This is a genomic window from Pseudomonas sp. PDM02, assembly GCF_014852285.1.
GTDB classification, from domain to species: domain Bacteria; phylum Pseudomonadota; class Gammaproteobacteria; order Pseudomonadales; family Pseudomonadaceae; genus Aquipseudomonas; species Aquipseudomonas migulae.
The window spans coordinates 1-17,300 of record NZ_JACVBL010000006.1 but is presented as its reverse complement, the minus strand read 5'-3'; the positions used below and the strand labels follow the sequence as shown (position 1 = coordinate 17,300).

At 58.0% G+C, this 17,300-nt stretch carries 11 protein-coding genes, 1 rRNA gene and 1 pseudogene; 1 reads left to right on the top strand and 12 read right to left on the bottom strand.

Annotation, left to right across the window (positions count from 1 at the left end):
* Positions 1-93 precede the first annotated feature (93 nt).
* The 4 genes from IB245_RS11855 to IB245_RS11840 form a co-directional block, all read right to left on the bottom strand.
* Positions 94-258, bottom strand: a complete 165-nt coding sequence (locus IB245_RS11855) for a hypothetical protein (RefSeq protein ID WP_192227652.1) — start codon at positions 256-258, stop codon at positions 94-96.
* A 10-nt stretch (positions 259-268) separates the two neighbouring features.
* The gene (locus IB245_RS11850) at positions 269-538 is read right to left on the bottom strand and encodes a hypothetical protein (protein WP_192227651.1); all 270 of its coding nucleotides are present in this window, start codon (positions 536-538) and stop codon (positions 269-271) included.
* Positions 539-1,847: 1,309 nt separating this feature from the next.
* Positions 1,848-2,432 (bottom strand): recombinase family protein, encoded by a 585-nt coding sequence (locus IB245_RS11845; protein ID WP_192227650.1) that lies wholly within the window; start codon positions 2,430-2,432, stop codon positions 1,848-1,850.
* Positions 2,433-2,965: 533 nt separating this feature from the next.
* Positions 2,966-4,084, bottom strand: a complete 1,119-nt coding sequence (locus tag IB245_RS11840) for a tyrosine-type recombinase/integrase (protein WP_225609867.1) — start codon at positions 4,082-4,084, stop codon at positions 2,966-2,968.
* A gap of 311 nt (positions 4,085-4,395) precedes the next feature.
* Here IB245_RS11840 and IB245_RS11835 point away from each other — a divergent pair.
* Positions 4,396-4,533 (top strand): annotated as a pseudogene (locus IB245_RS11835) (LysR family transcriptional regulator); the annotation flags it as partial.
* Here IB245_RS11835 and IB245_RS11830 read toward each other — a convergent pair.
* From IB245_RS11830 to rrf, 8 genes are all read right to left on the bottom strand, one after another.
* Positions 4,472-5,263 carry a CatB-related O-acetyltransferase gene (locus IB245_RS11830; protein ID WP_192227648.1) on the bottom strand — a complete coding sequence of 264 codons (792 nt, stop codon included), beginning with the start codon at positions 5,261-5,263 and terminating at the stop codon, positions 4,472-4,474. The pseudogene IB245_RS11835 and the gene IB245_RS11830 sit on opposite strands and share 62 nt — an antisense overlap.
* Positions 5,264-5,341: 78 nt before the next feature.
* Entirely contained in the window at positions 5,342-5,842 is a 501-nt protein-coding gene (locus IB245_RS11825) for an OmpA family protein (protein WP_192227647.1), read from the bottom strand.
* Positions 5,842-7,110, bottom strand: coding sequence for a diguanylate cyclase domain-containing protein (locus tag IB245_RS11820; RefSeq protein ID WP_192227646.1), 1,269 nt, complete (start codon positions 7,108-7,110; stop codon positions 5,842-5,844). The genes IB245_RS11825 and IB245_RS11820 overlap by 1 nt, the downstream gene beginning before the upstream one ends.
* Positions 7,107-7,682, bottom strand: coding sequence for a YfiR family protein (locus tag IB245_RS11815; protein ID WP_008040808.1), 576 nt, complete (start codon positions 7,680-7,682; stop codon positions 7,107-7,109). The genes IB245_RS11820 and IB245_RS11815 overlap by 4 nt, the downstream gene beginning before the upstream one ends.
* 120 nt (positions 7,683-7,802) lie before the next feature.
* On the bottom strand, positions 7,803-9,911 hold the full coding sequence (gene recD / locus IB245_RS11810) for an exodeoxyribonuclease V subunit alpha (protein WP_192227645.1): 2,109 nt from the start codon (positions 9,909-9,911) through the stop codon (positions 7,803-7,805).
* Positions 9,908-13,600, bottom strand: coding sequence for an exodeoxyribonuclease V subunit beta (gene recB, locus IB245_RS11805; protein ID WP_192227644.1), 3,693 nt, complete (start codon positions 13,598-13,600; stop codon positions 9,908-9,910). The genes recD and recB overlap by 4 nt, the downstream gene beginning before the upstream one ends.
* Complete coding sequence (gene recC / locus IB245_RS11800; RefSeq protein ID WP_192227643.1) at positions 13,597-17,049, bottom strand: exodeoxyribonuclease V subunit gamma; 3,453 nt, start codon at positions 17,047-17,049, stop codon at positions 13,597-13,599. The genes recB and recC overlap by 4 nt, the downstream gene beginning before the upstream one ends.
* A gap of 154 nt (positions 17,050-17,203) precedes the next feature.
* Positions 17,204-17,300: ribosomal RNA gene (gene rrf / locus IB245_RS11795) — 5S ribosomal RNA — on the bottom strand; the annotation flags it as partial.

Genomic DNA, 17,300 nt, shown 5'->3' with positions numbered 1-17,300 from the left:
AAAATTAAATATGCAATTTTGCACAGTTTAATAAGGTGGACTGGGAAGCTGTGGCTACAGAGAGAGTCCCCACAGCCTTATCTATACAGCAACTTAAAACCCCGAAGCATTGCGCTTAAGGTCTGCCTGCATCAGCTTCTTCGCCCGCGGAGATAGCGCGACAGGCTCAGGTAATGCCTGTTTTGGCTGGCCAGTGTTGGCAATGGTTATCTGACCCAGCATGTACTGTTGCCCTGTCTGAACTTTTCGATTAAGCATGCTGCCCTCCTTATGCTGGAACAATATCCGCGCCATCGTTGGTGATAGCTATCCATGCGTCAGTTGGCTTATTGCCAGCGGCCATATACAGCACAGGTTTAGTGTAGCCACTGACAGTAATCATGGCGCCGTAACGCTTGCCACTCTCGTGCTCTTGGTTAATAGAGGCCGCTTTATTGCTTACATCAGAGCTTGGATACACTGGCATATTGTGCAGAGTTACGCCTTGCTTCTTGGTCGCCTTGAATGCGCCGAAGTCGCCGGTGATTGGAGTTGCCATTGCCTGTTACCTCTCAGTGATTGTTAGGGTGGTGGTGTGTGTGTTCAGTGAGGACAGAACAACTAACACCCCCATTAAAGAAACGGTTGCTAATGGTTGCTACTGTCACTTTCCCTAGCGGGTCTTTTCTCATAAGAGAAAAGGAGAATTGCTACTGTTGCTACTGTTCTTCTTGTCCTACCAATTCCATTGGGATCGCAGACCGATGAACCTACGAATGATTCTCGTTTGGACATCGATCTGCGATGTTGAATTAATGATTCAAATATTTCATGGAAGTGTGGTTTGCAGTCGCGGTTCGACTCGCGCTCCTATAATGCAACTTAATTACCGAGTCTATCGTGTTAGACTTTCTGGGACTCCCGGCCAAAACGAGAAAGCCCTGAGGCTCGCTATGAGCGCCTGAGGCTTTTGGGGGCCGCGTAGGTCAGTGCTCTGCCCCGTTGCGGTCTGCGCACGGTCTAGGGCTGGCTGGGTTGGATACCTCGTAGCGTCTATTAGCTCTCCCTCTCTCCATTAAGGAGAAGAAGGGAGGGAACAACTATCACTACTTGAGCGACTAGACAATACTGGGCTACTACACTACCTCTCCCACTGTAGACTACTTAACCTACTACCCTAATAGACAATACTGAGTGCTACTGTAACTACCATCACTACTACACTACTGTTGCTACTTGGGGATTCTTCTATAATGCAACTTAAAAGCTGTGAGACTCTGAAGACCCCGGTTTATAAGGGCTGTAGCGCTGTGAGACCTTGTGACCAGATTAGCCAATCGAGTCACACGGGGAATTTATTTCCTATAATGCAACTTAACCATAATCCAATATTAGTCTCACGCTGCGAGACTTCCCGTTAGTTGTGTGAGAGTTATCCCAAACGAGAAAGCCCCAGAGGCTCGCTGTGAGCGCCTGAGGCTTTTTGGGGTGCGTCGATCCATGCTCTGCCCCGTCGCTGTCTGTGCGCGGTCTGGGGCTGGTTGGGCTACGCGCCATCGAGAATGAGCAAGGCGACCATCAGCGAAATAGGGGGGGCGGATGAAGAGAGCCAGTGCCACGGTGAGGCCGATCAGGGAGCGCGGGAGCCACGTCAAACCGTCACCCCTACGCGAAACCCAGAGGCTGCCAGCTTGAGCTGTGGCAGCTTCTCACGAGCTAGCTGGCCGCATGTCTTACCCTGTGCCTCGACCTATGCGTCGTGCATCAGGATCGCTAGCAGTGTTGTGCTTCGATGAGGTCGGAAGCAATCAGCGCCTCGATGCTATAGGACTCCTTGAGCGTGCCCAGATACAGCCCTTTGCCAGAAGTCATGCATTTCCTTCCAGCTTTGCACAATGTCGCTTCACGGTGCGGACAGACAGCCCCAGCATGGTCGCCACTTCTGATTGGCTGTGTCCACGTCCCCGCAGCTCCCGGACAGCCCCGGTCACATCGTCGGCCACAGGTCGCCCCAGCTTCACGCCAGCGGCAACGGCCCGCGCCAGCCCTTCCATAGTCCGCTCTTTGATCCGGGAGCGCTCCATATCGGCCACAGCGGCCAGCACCTTCATAGTCAAGGCACCGGCTGTACTGGTCAGATCAACGCCCGGTAGGTCAAGGCTGTTAACACTGATACCAGCAGCGGCCAGCCGCTCGATGGTCTGTTGAATGTCGATGCTGTCACGGCCAAGTCGATCCATTTTGAGGACAACTAGTGTGTCGCCTTCCTCCATGCGCTCTAGCAGCTTCTGGAACCCCGGACGTTCAGAGGCAGATACGGCTCCGCTGATAGTCTCGCTGATAATGCGTGCTGGCTTGACGGTAACGCCCGCTGTCTTAATAGCGAGGATCTGGTTTTCAGTGGTCTGCTCGGCAGTGGATACACGGCAGTAAGCAAAGGTGCGAGAAGTCATTGTCTCTAGTCCCGTGGTCTTGGCTGGTGGTGCCAAGTAATGGTGACAAGAATACGGATGGTGACATGAAGTGTAAACCCCTAGTTTGTTGTCACTATTTAATAGCCTGCCTGACAGGTGACATAAACCGGATGTTTGGTGTCACCACCTAGGCAGCCACTCGACACCACCCCATCGCCACCCCGGACACCGGCCAGCCTGACACCATCCCAGCCAGCACCACCAGACCGCCATAGAGCGGCACCCGGTAGCCCTACCCCGCAGGCGTAGACCTAGCGCCCCGTGTATCGAAGCACAGGCAGCCAGAGCCCAGAGCCGATAATGTGTGGCACGCCAACTCCCCATATCCCGCCAGTTGTACAGAAGGCCAAGCCCCCGACCATCGCAACCGGCAAGCCCTAGCTCCAGCCAGAGAGGACATCAACCCCGGCCAGCCAGCAGATGAGGGGCACCCCTCGACTCGCCAGCCCAGCAGGCACACGCCCAGACCCCGTATGGGGGAACGCCCAGCCGCCGCGAGCGCGAGATATGCCTCACGGGTGCAAACCATTTTTGATTCGGGGCAGGTGATTACCACTGATAAAAAGCCCCTTGAGTACCTCAGCGATGGTTTCAACGGGAACGCCAGAGCCGTATGTGTCAAAAGTAATCGTGCCAGAAGCATGACCCATCACAGCCTGAGCATGCGTCGTGGGAACTCCTTTGACCTGCATTAGCGAAGCCAACGAGTGACGCAACGAATGGAACACCAAGCCTGGGCCATACGTGTCACCAAGAGCCTCTGGGATTGCCTGTTGATTCACCCACTCTCCGGCTGTCTTGTAGCCGATCTGAGCTAATGAGTCTGACCCACTGACCTTGCGCGCATCGACATACCGCAGGAATGCTGTGAGGTCGAACCCATAGGCACCATCAGTCAGTGGCACTAGCCGCTCACTGCGTTTGTTCTTGATCGACTTACCTTCACCTACCTCGTTGATGTGTATAGCGGTGATACTTGAAGCAAGGGTCTGTACGTCACTTACCGTCAACTGTGAGATTTCATTGAGACGCCCGCCAGTGATGGCACCAAGGCTCAATAACCAGCGCTTCCATGAGGACTCAGGGAGCGTGTTGGAGTAAGCCACCAGCATGCCCACCTGATCCTGTGTGAATGCCTTACGGCTCGACTCAAGACCCTTAGTAAGCTTCAGTTTCTTATCGTATGACTTGGATATGTGACCGTTTTCAACTGACCACGCGAGGACAGCCGATAGCTTCACGATCAGCTTATTGACCGTTGAGGGCATGCGACCATCTGCAAGACGATCACGCAGCGCTACGAGGTCAGCCCGTGAATGAGTCCGCATATCCAGTTCACCGAGAGCCGCAGAGATGGTGCCGTGGCAAATCTTGGTTTCCTTCAGGGTTGATGTCTTCTGATCCTGCCCACGGTCGGCCAAGTAGAGCGATGAAAGGGCCTCAAAGGTCACGGCTGGGCCGATTACAGATAGGGATAGCGCAGCGCTCTTTGCCGACTTGGGGAAGCTGAGCGAGCCGCCCACAGGGCCAGTGTTGCTGTCATGCAGACCACCCCACACCTGCGTAACGTCGCCATCACGTCCAAACTCAAACAGCTCCGCTGAGGCCAAACGGAAATGCTCTTTCAGCATCCCCCAAGAGGCTTCTGGGTTTGCCAGATGGAACGTCCTGACAGACCCCGCGAGCTGTTCTGATGCGTCTAATGCGTCACGCCTATTGCTGGTCTTGAGGGAAACCGAAGCGTACTCAGTGGTGCTGCCAGTAGCCCTGAGGCGCATGTAGTAAATACCGTTGCGTCTGTAGTGATACGGTTTCGCGAGTCTCGTGGTGGGTCTCGAAGGACCTACAAGAATTGGTACAGGACTTGTAACAGCAGAGCATTCAAAAAGGCGATTCATAAAGGTTTAACCCCGTAAACATTGGGAGAAACCTGTATTCCTTGAAGTTCTGGATGTACTGCCGGGAGGATCTGAGGAAGCTCAAGCGGATCACCCTGTTGTGGGATTACATCAGGGAGGTCACTGAACTGAATGGCCCGTTGTTACTGGGCGAGACGCGGGATCTTCGGTTTGCAGACTGAGCGTCGGAGCGGCCAATCCAAGAGTGCTGACTAATTGGCAGCCTTTGCGGGTGACTTCCACCTGCTTGTAAACAACCTGATTGGCGCTGCGCGAATCGGCAATGATCGGCAAAGCAGAACGGGGATCGTCCAGGCGCAAGCTCAGAAGGAAATCGACATTACATTCCCACCATCGGCTATCAAGTAACTGCGCCACCAACTCTGGCGGGTGCCGATACTTGATGACCTTCGCCGGAATCCCGGCGACTACCGCATAAGGCGGCACATCGTGGGCAACCAGTGCGCGGGTGGCGATAATGGCACCCGTGCCCACCGTGACACCTTCCATGATCATGGCGCCATGTCCGATCCAGACGTCGTCGCCGATCGTTACATCAACGATCTCTGGTTCGAAGGACAGTTTTGTACGGGTAAATTGGAAGGGGTGCGAACTGACCCAATCGGACGGGTGGGTATTTTTGTCTTGTCCGATGTAGCAGTCATTTCCAATCGAACAAAACCGTCCTATCGAGGACACCGCGGACAGCACGCAACCACTTCGAATGTAAGTGTGGGCACCAATGCTCAACCGTTTGGTGCCGACCACCACATGGCCGAGCGAAACATTCTCTTCCACCAGCAACGTGGTTTTGGCGTTAAGCGATGACACCCCGCCAGCGATCTTGCATTTATGCTGGCGAAGCCATTTTTTCCAGAAGTGGTTGCGGCAGTAATTTATTATTTTTTCCATGTGGCAGTCGTCGTGTTCCGTTCATCTACGGGGGTATGAATTCCCCCAAAAAGAATAGTTAAAAAGAGGGTCGGCCGATCAGTCGGCGCTCACCACAATCGACACCCGGCGGTTTTCGGTTCGACCGGCCGCGTTATCGTTGGAGGCTACCGGCTCACTGCTGCCAAAGCCCCTTAGCTGGATATTCTGCTCTTTCATGCCAACCGCGATCAGGACCTTGCCGACGCTGTTCGAGCGGCGCAGGGACAGCTGTTCGTTGTAGGTCTCTTTGCCCGACGCATCGGTGTGACCATCAACCCGCACCCGATCGATCCCGACACCCAGCAACGCCTTGCCAATGCGCTCGACGATCTCGGTGCTCTGCGGATTCAGGCTTTCGACATCACTGCCAAACAACACTTTGCCGGACAAGCCAAACGCCCAGCCCTCGTCGGTCAACTCGAAACCTTGCTGTTGGAGTACTGCAACCTGTGCCGGACTCAAACCTTTTTGTGGTGCCGTCTGGCAACCGGTCAGTGCCAGCAAAGCCATGAACAAAGGGATCGCAAGAAATCGCAGATTGAATGAGAACACGAACATTAGCTCCTGGTTTGAACATCGGCGACAGGGTGCTCCGACCCTGACGTGTGCTGTGCACCTCTGGAAAAGCGTTTGGCCTGGTACATGGCCGCATCGGCAGCATTGAGCAGGGCACCCGGTGTAGCACCATGATCCGGGTACACGGCAATGCCGATGCTCAGAGAAGTCAAAACCTGAGTATGACCCGGCAACGGGATCGGCACTTCCATGCTGGCAATGATTTTATCGGCAATCCGCTCGGCGTCTTCGGTCTTGTGCAGCGGTGTCAGCAGGACAGCAAACTCGTCCCCCCCAAGACGCGCCACCAGATCCTCTTCGCGCAGTTGCGCGCGAACCCGATTGGCGACTGCGACCAACACTGCATCGCCAGCGGCATGACCGAAGGTGTCGTTGATTTCCTTGAACCGGTCACTGTCGAGAAACAGCACCGCTACCCGCTCGTTGAGCTTGTTGGCGTTGCGTAGTGCACGAATCAATCGTCCTTCGAAAAACGCCCGGTTCGGCAACCCGGTGAGGCTGTCATGACTGGCCTGGTGGGCGAGGGTTTCATTCTCGCTTTGCAGGTGGGTTTGCCAGGATTCGAGTTCATCGAGCAGGGCATTGAAGTCATTGCCCAGGTTATCAAGTTCGGCGATGTCGGCGGGCGGCACACGCTGGTCGAAGGCTCGTTCGCTGCGCGCAGCGTGCGCCACGAACGCCAGACTGCGCAGCGGACCGGTGATCCCGCTCAGTTGTCGGCGAGCCAGATAAAGCGCTACCCAGGCACTGGCGGCGGTGCACAGAACGATGCCCATCAGACCGCTGAGCAAGAAGCGCATCAGGCTGCCGCCGTGGCCGATCAGCAGAGTGCTGCCGATTTCCTGACCTTGATGGATGATCGGCATGCTGATGGGCTCTTCCAGAAAGGCTTTGGCCATCTGCATTTCGAGATCAGAGAACAATCCGGTTTCCGGTCGCTGCCAACGCGCCAACAACTTGCCTTGCAAGTCCAGCACTTGGGCATCCGCCACTTCTTCGGTGGAGGCGATCAGTGCCAGCGCTTCAGTGGCGGCGGCTTTGTCGTTGAACACCACGGCAGCTTCCACGGTGTAGTTGATGGAGCGCGCGATCAAATGCAGGTTGTGGTCGGCATAGACCCGCAACGCCAGGACGCCGAGCAGCGTCAGCGAGATGCTGGCCATGGCGACGCCGACCAGCGCGACGATCAAATGGCCGCGGCCAATGACCGAACGCAAGGTCGGACGACTGCCCGGCTTGAATAGACTCATGGCGCCGCCGGTTTGCGGCGGGACAGTTGCAGCACACTTGGGTGAATTCGCACGCCGCTACGGGCGACGGAATCGAGGTTGACCTCAAAGGACACTTGTTCATCGCCGACACGCAAACAGAACAGACTGCCGACGGTGCATTGATCGTCGCTTTCGCTGATGCTCAACACCGGATGCCCGCTCAGCGAAGCGAACAACCGGCTGCGCTCTTCGCTGGTCAATTTGCCGATGTACACCGCGTCGCACTCACTGACAATGGATGGGTTGTCGGCCAGCAGGCGGCGCACGGTAACGGGTCGGCCGGTGGCCTGGGTGGTGCCCTTGACCAGGTCGTCGGTGTATTCGGTAGGGCCGACGATGCACAAACGAAGTTGTGCGGGCTCAACTGGCCAGCGGGCATAGCTGAGTATCCCAAGTACAACCTGCGTGACCGATTTGGCGCGCTGGTCGGCCATGCCTGGTGGGGTTTGCGCTTGAGCGAAAACGAAGCCGCTCAGCAAACAGAGAAAGCCTGCAAGTACGGCCTGCTTGCAGCCAGCAACGCACTCTGTCATCCAGACAGCCACCTTCATGCAGGGATTCTCTTCGATCGTAACGGGAGGGTGCCGCAACGATAGCACAGCGCTGAAACACCAGCGAGGCCACGTACGACGGCACTTCGGACAGTTTCCGGCGTCCGGTGCCGCCGCCATTTATTGCCTCGGCTCGACGGCCTCTTCCAACTCCAGCATCAACCCACTCAACCGCTTGACCTTGCGTCGCACGGCCTCTTCAAACACTCCGGCACGTGGCTCGATCAATGTGAACCAGTCCTTGGCCCTGGTAATGCCGGTATAGATCAGCTCCTTGGTCAGAACCGGGTTCAGGGCGTCCGGCAAAATCAACGCCGTATGGGCAAACTCGGAGCCCTGGGATTTGTGCACGGTCATGGCGTACACGGTTTCGACATCATTGAGCCGGCTCGGCAGGACAAAACGCACGCCACCCTGGCCATCATTGCGCGGAAAGGCCACGCGCAATACCTGACGACCCGCCTCGGGGCCATCGCGCTCTGGCAGCTTGAGGGCAATGCCGATGTCGCCGTTCATCAAACCCAAGCCATAGTCGTTACGGGTCATCAGCACCGGCCGGCCTTCGTACCACTGCTGATTGCTGTCGATCAACCGGGCCTTGAGCAACGCATCGGTCACGCGCTGATTCAAGCCCTCCACCCCCCATGGCCCTTTGCGAACGGCACACAACAACTGGAAGGCGTCAAAGGCTTGCAGCACCTGGCGTGCCCAATCGGTCCAGCGTGAATCCTCAAGCGAGCTGTCGGGCGATGGCCGCAGGTGGCGCAGCAGGCTGAGGTAATGCCGGTAGCCTTGCGGCCCATCACCATGGCCTTCGAGCAATAGGCGCTCCAGCGCCCGGTCCTGTTCACCCTTGAGGGGCAGGGAAAATACATCGCTGTGGCTTCCAGTCGCCAGAAGCTGCCGAGCCTCTTCGGGTTGTTGCCGGTTGACCCAGCGCGCCAGTTGGCCAATGCCGCTTCCCTCGCCGAACCGGCGCGAGTGACGCAGCATTACCACTTGCTGGGCCAGCGGATGAGTCCCCTGAGTGTCTTCTTGCAAACCACTGGCTGCGAGATTTTCACCACTGACCGTTTCCAGCCACTGACGCGTCTGCGGGCTATACCAACCGGCCTCGGCGTCGCGGCACAGATCACCCAGCACAGCGCCGGCCTCCACCGAGGCCAGTTGGTCCTTGTCACCCAGCAGAATCAGTCGTGCATGGGCCGGCATCGCGTCGAGAAGATTGGCCATCATCTCCAGGTCGATCATTGAGGCTTCATCCACCACCAGCACATCCAGCGGCAAACGGTTACCGGCGTGGTGCCGGAAATGTCGCGTACCGGGCCGACTGCCGAGCAGACGGTGCACGGTGGTCACGTCTGACGGAATTTTATCTCGCACGGCTTCAGCGACTTCCAGCGTGCGGACTTGTTGGCTGATGGACTCCGTCAACCGTGCCGCAGCTTTCCCGGTGGGGGCGGCGAGACGGATGCGCAAGGGTTTGCCAGCCTCCACCGCCGGCGCCTGAAGCAATGCCAGCAAGCGCACGACCGTGGTGGTCTTGCCCGTCCCCGGGCCGCCGGTGACGATGCTGAAGGCACTGCGGGTCGCCAAGGCACACGCGAGTTTCTGCCAGTCGATCAGCTCGCCAGGCTTGGCCTGGCCGAACAAACCGACAAGACGTTGGGGCAGATCACTCGGCGTGGTTTCGTGTTCGGCCAGACGCACACGCAGGGCGTCATCGATACGCCGCTCGTAAGCCCAATAGCGGCGCAGATAAAGGCGTTTACCCGACAGTACCAACGGCCTTTGTTGAGCCGTTTCACGCCTGTCTGCTGCCAATGCGACCAGATTGCTGGCGGCCAGTACCTTGCACCAATGGGCGCCGTCCAGCGCCTCAAGCAATTGTGATGGCAGCAGCATCGCGCCACTTTGCAGATCGCCTTCCGGCGGCAATGACAGTGCGAAGTCAGGCTCTTTCAGGGTTTCGAACAGATCCAGGCAGACATGGCCGTGGCCCAATTGGTGACTGGTCAATGCCGCAGCCAGCAGCACCAGAGGGTCATCGTCGGGAGCGAGTTCGTGCAAGAACGCAACGAAGGCCTTGTCCAGCGCTCGCAACCAGCCCCGCTCTACCCAACGGGTGAGCAGCAGCAACAAGTCATCGGCGCGACTCAACGGTGCCAGACTCGCCAGACTTTCCGATGCCAATGGCGTCGGCAGCAAATCGGCGAAGGTGCGACTCATAGCAGTACTCCCTGTTCCCAAGCGGGTTCGGCCTTGGGTTCTGGCTTGCCCTGGAACAGCCGGTCAAGACGCTCGATCAGTTCTCTTGGCGGACGGGCGAAATACACGCCCTGACTGGATGCGCGGGTGCCACGCAGGAACAGATACAGCGCCCCACCGACGTGCCGGTCGTAATCGTAATCGGCAAGCCGCGCCTTGAGTTGGCGGTGCAGGGCCAACAGGTACAGCACGTATTGCAGGTCGTAGCGATTGTCCAGAATCGACTGCTCCATGGCTTGCTCGGTATAGGCCATGTCATCGACGCCCAGCCAATTGGATTTGTAATCGGCGACGTAATAGCGACCATCATGCTCGAACGTCAGATCGATGAAACCTTTGAACATGCCATTGAGCAACACCGGTTCGGCTGCAACACGGGCAACGCCGTTGTGGGTGTATTGGCGGACCAGTTCGTCGAGTTTGAGCACATCGACTTTATGGCTGGCGAACCAGAATTCCATCTCGACGCGGTACTGGGTCAATTGCTCGAATATCACTGGCGCCTGTCCGGCACCGATGTGCAGCGGGGACTTGAGCAGGTGCTGCAGCCAATCGCTCAGCGTGGTGATCCAGCCTTCCCAGCCACGACGGTTGCAGCGACGGGCAATGGCATCTTCCACGGCTTGTGGTGTGGCGGCAAAACCTTCGTTACCGGCCCATTCAAGCAAACCATGGAGAAAGGTGCCGGGGTTCGGACCCCGAGGGAAGCGATGGATATCGGCACCGCCAGCGACCACCTCTCGCGGCGCTTCCGGGTCAAGACGCTCGTCGTCAAACAGCTTTTGCGCTTGCGGGTTTTCCGGTGCTTCGTCACTGCCCACGCTCAGGCTGTCGCCAATGCGCAGGGCGCTGTAGGAGGCAATCCACCAGTTTTCGCTGGCCTTGCGTTTGGGAATCAGCGGGGCAAGCAATGTCGCATCGTTTTGCGGCGGGTGGTAATGCTCGGCGGTTTCTTCAGGCATTTCACTGTAGTTCAGCGCCGGACAGTCCTGCTGCAAGTCTTCAAGCCAACGCGTCAATCCCGCCGATTCGGTCAATGGCGCACCACCTCCCAGCAAATAACCCAGTGCCGAAAGGTGCAGCACCGAGCTGTTGTTATTGCCGCGCTTGAGGTCCGTAACACCGAGCCAACAGGCATGTTGTGCACGGGTCAAGGCCACATACAACAAGCGCAGATCCTCGGCCAGGCGCTCATGATCGGCCAGCGCGATCAACTCGGGTGTCGGCTTCAACGTCACCTGGGCCTTGCCGGTCTCGTCGTGGTAATGCAGCGGCAAGCGGCTGCCGTCGACCGGCTTCGCCGAACACACGAACGGCAGGAACACCAACGGATACTCAAGCCCCTTGGACTTGTGAATCGTCACGACCTTGACCAGTTGCTCGTCGCTCTCCAGACGCAGTATCTGCTCTTCGCCAGCCTGGCCGGACAACGCCAGGTGTTCGGATAAATGCCGGATCAACGCTTGCTCGCCATCGAGTTCGGCGGCCGCCTGTTGCAGCAGTTCGGACAAGTGCAACAGGTTGGTCAGCACACGCTCGCCGTCGCTTCGCGCGATCAGTGCCTGAGGTAGCTGGAAGTCATGCAGCAAGCGACGCAGCATCGGCAGCACACCCTGTTTGCGCCAGAGTTCGCGATAACCGCGGAACTGCATGACCCGCGCTTCCCACGCCAACTCGTCCTGATTCAAGCGTTCCAGCTCCGCCAGCGACAGATTCAGCGTGATACAGGCCAACGCCGCTCGCAGCGGACGCTCTACATCCGGCTCGGCGCAAGCCTTGAGCCAGGTCAGCAGGTCGTGAGCTTCCTGTGCGGCGAACACCGAGTCCTTGTCCGACAGATACACGCTGCGCACGCCCCGGGTCGTGAGTTCGGCGCGCACGGCCTGGGCCTCTTTGCCGTCACGTACCAGGATCGCAATATCCGCTGGCAGCAAACCTTTGAAGTCCTTGCCGTCCTGGATGAAACCCGCCTGGCCTTGTTGCCCGCCATTGAGCAAAGCAGTGATTTCGCTGGCGCAAGCAGCGGCTAATTGCTGTCGGTAAACGGCGCCGGACAATGGTTGTTCGGCGGGCAGATGCCAGATGTTCAGAGCGGGTACAACCTGACCCTTAACCTGCAAAACTTCTTTGCGGCCCTGGGAGGCGACCGGCAGGAACGGCACCGGATTTTCGCCACTTTTTTCACGGAACAGAAATGCGCCCCGCCCCGCTTCCCGCGACTCGGCGCGCTCGAACACATGGTTCACCGCATCGACCATGCCATGACTGGAACGGAAGTTGGTGCCCAGGGTATGCAGCCGGCCAGTGGTGGCCTGGCGGGCACGCAGGTAGGTGTAGATGTCGGCGCCACGGAAGGCGTAGATCGCCTGCTTCGGGTCGCCGATCAGGAACAGGCCGCATTCAGGATTGTTGTCCTCGATGCGATAGATGCTTTCGAAGATCTGGTACTGAACCGGGTCGGTATCCTGGAATTCGTCGATCAACGCTACCGGAAATTGCTCGCGGATCAGGGTTGCCAAACGTTCGCCGCCCTCGGCTTGCAACGCGGCATCGAGGCGCAGCAGCATGTCATCGAAACCCATTTCCGCGCGGCGACGCTTTTCTTCCTCGAACCGCGCGCCTACCCACTGGGCGGCGTGTTGCAGGACAGCCGCATCGGGGGTTGGCAAACTGTCGAGACTGGCCTTGAGGCCAGGCATTGCGTCCAGTCCCGGGTGATTGGGCACTTCGCCCTTTTTCCACGCCTCAGCCATGCCATCAGGCGTCAGGCGAGTGAAGCCAGTGCCAATATCCAACTGTTCGAGTAATTCATCTTCGGCCCAAGCTTTTATCTTTTCGAACCAGGGTTCGAAATAGCGTGCCTGCATCTTCCGACCGTCGACGCTTTTACTCGCGACGCCCTCATGACAGATGGCAAGCAACTCGTCCGCCCATTGACGCCAAGGCATTTTGAGTTCGAGCAATGCGGCTCGTCGCTCTTGCAGACACTCAGTGATCAGCTCGACAGGCTCTTTGCCTTCAGCACTGTGGCGCTCACTGGCGAACAAACCACGAACTCGCGGCAACAGGGCTGCGGGCCCGCCCCAATTACCGCGCACCCAATTCAGCGCATCGCCTTGCATCGGGTAACAAAACAATCGCCAGTAGTCGCGCAGAACCTCGCCGAGCAAATCACTGTGATCGGTTTCCAGGGTCTGGGTAAACAGGCTGCCACTGTCGAACGCGTGCTCGCGCAACATGCGCTGACACCAACTGTGGATGGTCGAGACAGCTGCTTCGTCCATCCACTGAGCAGCGATGTCCAGACGGTTTGCGCATCCGGACCACTGCTCGGGAAGGTACTGTTCACGCAGCTCTGCAATCAGGGCATCCGGCGCCGGTGTTTCATCGCGAAAAAATCGTGCGGCTTCGGCAAGGCGCGTTCGAATACGTTCGCGCAGCTCTTTGGTCGCGGCGTCGGTGAACGTCACTACGAGGATTTGCGGCGGTAACAGTTCACGTCCAAATCCGCTCGATTCCCCGCCGTGGCCCAAAACCAGACGCAGGTACAACGCGGAAATAGTGAAGGTCTTGCCGGTCCCGGCACTGGCCTCGATCAGTTGACTGCCGCGCAGCGGGAACGCCAGGGCCAACGGTGTCTGGCTGGTCATGAGCGCGGCTCCTCGCTGGTCAATGAGCGCCATGGGGCTTCCAGCATTGGCTTGTACAAGGCGTTGCACCAATCGGCGAAGGTCTCGTCGGCAATCAGTGCGTCATAGTCAGCAAACTGCCGGGCGAGCGCGGGACTTTCGCGGCGCTCGCCGTCAGTGGTCAAACCGTCGCCTTCATAGGCCTTGCGAGCAGCGGCGTCGGCTTTGGCAGGATCAGTCTGGGTTAGCCAGGCAAACGCCGTTTTTACTGCAATGGGTAGAGGTTGGCGCATGCCTGCTTGCCAGGCCATCAGCAGGTCGCTCAAGGTCCGGAATGCAACATCCTTCTCCATCGGACCGAGCAGCAGGCTGTCGTCACTGGCCACCAGCGCAGTGGTCATGGCCATTCCACTGGCGCTGGCAACCAGATGATTGACCCATGACCGTGTCAGACGATGCCATTTGCGAGACTTGATCGAGCCGATGCTGTTGGGAATCGTGGTGACCGACAGCAAACCACCGTCAGCTCGCTGATGCAGACCGCTGAGCCAACCTTCGAGGCGCAGCCCTTGCAGCTCAAGACTCACAGGTAAAGCGCTGGTGAGCGGTGTCGGCCATAGGGCCAAAAGCTGTTGATAACGCTGCAGCAGATCCGGCAATGGCTCGATCAATTCCCGTTGCAGGCATTCGCCAAAGCCGGCCATGGGCAGCAGGCCGCTGTTTTGCAGACGCTTGGCCTGCGCCTCCAACGCCTGATCGGACTGATCCAGATGCTCCAGCGCGGCGTCGAGCAAACTGTCGCTGAGGCTGTAGCGTTGCAGCGCGTCGAGGACAAATGGCTCCTCATCGGCAAGCGGCACTTCAGCCGCTTCAAAGAACACCTTCAGCCGCTGACTGAAGAAGTGCCGCACCGGGTTGCGCAGAAAGTCCTGCAGTTGGCCAAGGCTTAGCGGCTCCTCCTGAACATAGGGGGCGAGGATGCCGTTATCGGCTGCCGACTCAACAGCATGATGAAGCATCTGCCATTCGCTGGCGTAGCTGAACAAGTCATCGCCTTCGTGGAAATAGCGGGCACTGAACGGCTGTAACGGGTGCTCCTGAGTCATTGCCTCAAGCAAGTCTTCATCGGCATTTTGCAGTCGCCATCCGCTGGCCAGATGGTCGCGCAGTTGGCCAATCAGCACAGAAGCCGGGCGCTCGCTGTTATCGCGAATGCTGCGGCCAACCCAACTGATGTAGAGCTGGTTACGCGCTGACAATAGCGCTTCCAACAACAGATAGCGGTCGTCTTCGCGCCGGGAGCGATCACCCGGACGGTAATCGCTGCCCATCAGGTCGAAGTCCAGTGGCGGTTGCGCACGCGGATAATCGCCATCATTCATCCCGAGCAGGCAGACCAGCTTGAACGGGATCGCGCGCATGGGCATCAGGGTGCAGAAGTTAACTGCACCGGCGAGAAAACGTTGGGACAAGCGCCCCTGATCGAGACCGGCGAGCCAGGCTTCACGAACTACGGTCAACGGCAACTCGTCATGCAGACCGACAGACTCACAGGTCTCAAGCCAGGTTTCACGCAACTCTTCGAGCTGGGCAAGCAAGTAGTCGTCGTGCTCATTACTGGCCTGGAAAAACAACTGCACCAACGCTTGCAGGCGCATCCCCCATTGCTGGGGTGGCGCAGGTCGGGTGAGTTCCTGGTGAGCAATTTCAAGCGCATCCAGGAGCGCCACTAATGGACCTATGAGCGCGGCGTCCAGACCACCAATCTCATCGTAGGGCTCGATACCTTGACAGGCACTGGCGCTGCCGACTGCATACCCAAGCAACATCCGCCGCAAGCCGAATCGCCAACTGTTTTGCTCCAGTTCCTGCGGCAATCCAAGCCCCGCTCGTTGCTCTGCGCTCATGCCCCAGCGGATGCCCGCGCCTTCGATCCAGCGATGCAGGGTCGGCAGGTCACGTTCCTCTACACCGAAGCGAGCGCGCAACGCTGGAACGTCCAGCAGATCAAGGATCTCACTGACGGGGAAACGACTGTCGGGCAGTTTGAGCAGGTGTTCGACAGCAATCAGCAGTGGATCACGACCGCGCTGGCCTTGATCTGCGAGCGTGAATGGAATGAAGCGTGGGTCATGGCGTTCAAGCTGGCCGAACACGGCACGAATATGCGGTGCATAACTGTCGATGTCCGGAACCATCACGATAATGTCGCGCGGTCTTAACCCAGGATCAGCACTGAAGCGTGCGAGCAACTGATCGTGAAGTATCTCTACTTCGCGCTGAGCACTGTGGGCAATGTGAAAACGGATCGATTGATCCGCGCCTGTATCGACTGCCGGCCAGCGTTCGCGCGTTTCATTCAGAGGGCGCAATTCGAGGATGTCGTCCTGCAGCTGGTTCAGCAGGTTCTGTGGCTGGCTGTCACTGAACAGATCAATGCGCCCATCACGAAACGCCGAGCGATAGCTGTTGGGATCGTCATAGCTGTCTAGCAGATTAATGTAGTCCCGCCCTTGTTTACCCCACGCTGCCAACAGCGGATGTGCATGCTGATGCAGGGTTTGAGAATCCAGCACGACCGGCATGCCACTCTTGCGAGCCTGACGTTTGTATTGATGCCGTAACAGGTCTTTATCAGCGACGATGTCCGCCCAATGGTGACGACACGGGTTGTGCACGCAAAGCAGAACCTGGCTGAAACGGGCCAGACCGGCGAGTGCTTCCAGAGCCTGAGCGGGAAGCGAAGAAATCCCGAAAACGATCACTCGGGATGGTAATCCGTCGGGGGCGACATCGAGGTTGTTAATGCGCTCGATAAATCGTTGATGGACGCCAGCACGACTTTGCGCCATGCCTTGCTCCCCCACATCCAGCAACAACGCACGCCACAATTCCGCCTGCCAGCAGTTGGCCGGGGTCAGGGGTTTCGCTTCACCCCGACCGTTGCGTAATTGATGACGACCTTCAGACCAGTCTTCAAGCCAGTCGGCTCGGTACACCTGATATTGGTCGAACAGGTCTGCCAGCCGCTCAGCCAGTTGATAGCGTTTGCGCAGATCGGTGTCATTGGTCAGAAAGCGTTGCAGAGGTTCGAAGTGGGGCTGACCTATCAACTGCGGAAGCAGCCGCATGAGTCGCCAGGTCAGCGGGGCCTTATCGAGCAATGACTTGGCGGGAATTTCATCTCGACCAAGCACCATGCGATAGAGCTGCCACATGAAGCTGCCCGGCAACTGCACGTCGATGGCTGCGGCGATTCCGCAGCCGCCCATATCGTCCTCTTCCGGGTCTTCTGCCAGTGCCAGCTTTAGCCACTGGGCGATGCCGTTGCTCTGCACCAGAGCGATTTCATTTTCCAAGGGAGCCAGCGGGTATCGCCGCATCCAGCTGACCACCAGGCTGCGCAGCTCGTCCAGGCGGTTACCGTGAACCACCATAAAACCAGCACTGAGGGACGTCGCGTCCGGCATAAAGGCTTCCTTGGAGAAATACAAAAGCTAGGGCCGAACCTTAGCATTGTCGGGAGACTGTGACAGCCGGGAGCTGTCCGGTAATGCTGTACGAACTTTCCTGCGGGCAAAACAAAACCCCAACTGCTTTCGCAATTGGGGTTTCGGAATTTAATCTTGACGATGACCTACTCTCACATGGGGAAACCCCACACTACCATCGGCGATGCATCGTTTCACTGCTGAGTTCGGGATGGGATCAGGTGGTTCCA

Excerpts from the sequence above, each read along its gene's own strand:
- IB245_RS11855 (WP_192227652.1), bottom strand. The coding sequence starts at position 258 with ATGCTTAATCGAAAAGTTCAGACAGGGCAACAGTACATGCTGGGTCAG.
- IB245_RS11850 (WP_192227651.1), bottom strand. The coding sequence starts at position 538 with ATGGCAACTCCAATCACCGGCGACTTCGGCGCATTCAAGGCGACCAAG.
- IB245_RS11845 (WP_192227650.1), bottom strand. The coding sequence starts at position 2,432 with ATGACTTCTCGCACCTTTGCTTACTGCCGTGTATCCACTGCCGAGCAG.
- IB245_RS11840 (WP_225609867.1), bottom strand. The coding sequence starts at position 4,084 with ATGCTGAAAGAGCATTTCCGTTTGGCCTCAGCGGAGCTGTTTGAGTTT.
- IB245_RS11830 (WP_192227648.1), bottom strand. The coding sequence starts at position 5,263 with ATGGAAAAAATAATAAATTACTGCCGCAACCACTTCTGGAAAAAATGG.
- IB245_RS11825 (WP_192227647.1), bottom strand. The coding sequence starts at position 5,842 with ATGTTCGTGTTCTCATTCAATCTGCGATTTCTTGCGATCCCTTTGTTC.
- IB245_RS11820 (WP_192227646.1), bottom strand. The coding sequence starts at position 7,110 with ATGAGTCTATTCAAGCCGGGCAGTCGTCCGACCTTGCGTTCGGTCATT.
- IB245_RS11815 (WP_008040808.1), bottom strand. The coding sequence starts at position 7,682 with ATGAAGGTGGCTGTCTGGATGACAGAGTGCGTTGCTGGCTGCAAGCAG.
- recD (WP_192227645.1), bottom strand. The coding sequence starts at position 9,911 with ATGAGTCGCACCTTCGCCGATTTGCTGCCGACGCCATTGGCATCGGAA.
- recB (WP_192227644.1), bottom strand. The coding sequence starts at position 13,600 with ATGACCAGCCAGACACCGTTGGCCCTGGCGTTCCCGCTGCGCGGCAGT.
- recC (WP_192227643.1), bottom strand. The coding sequence starts at position 17,049 with ATGCCGGACGCGACGTCCCTCAGTGCTGGTTTTATGGTGGTTCACGGT.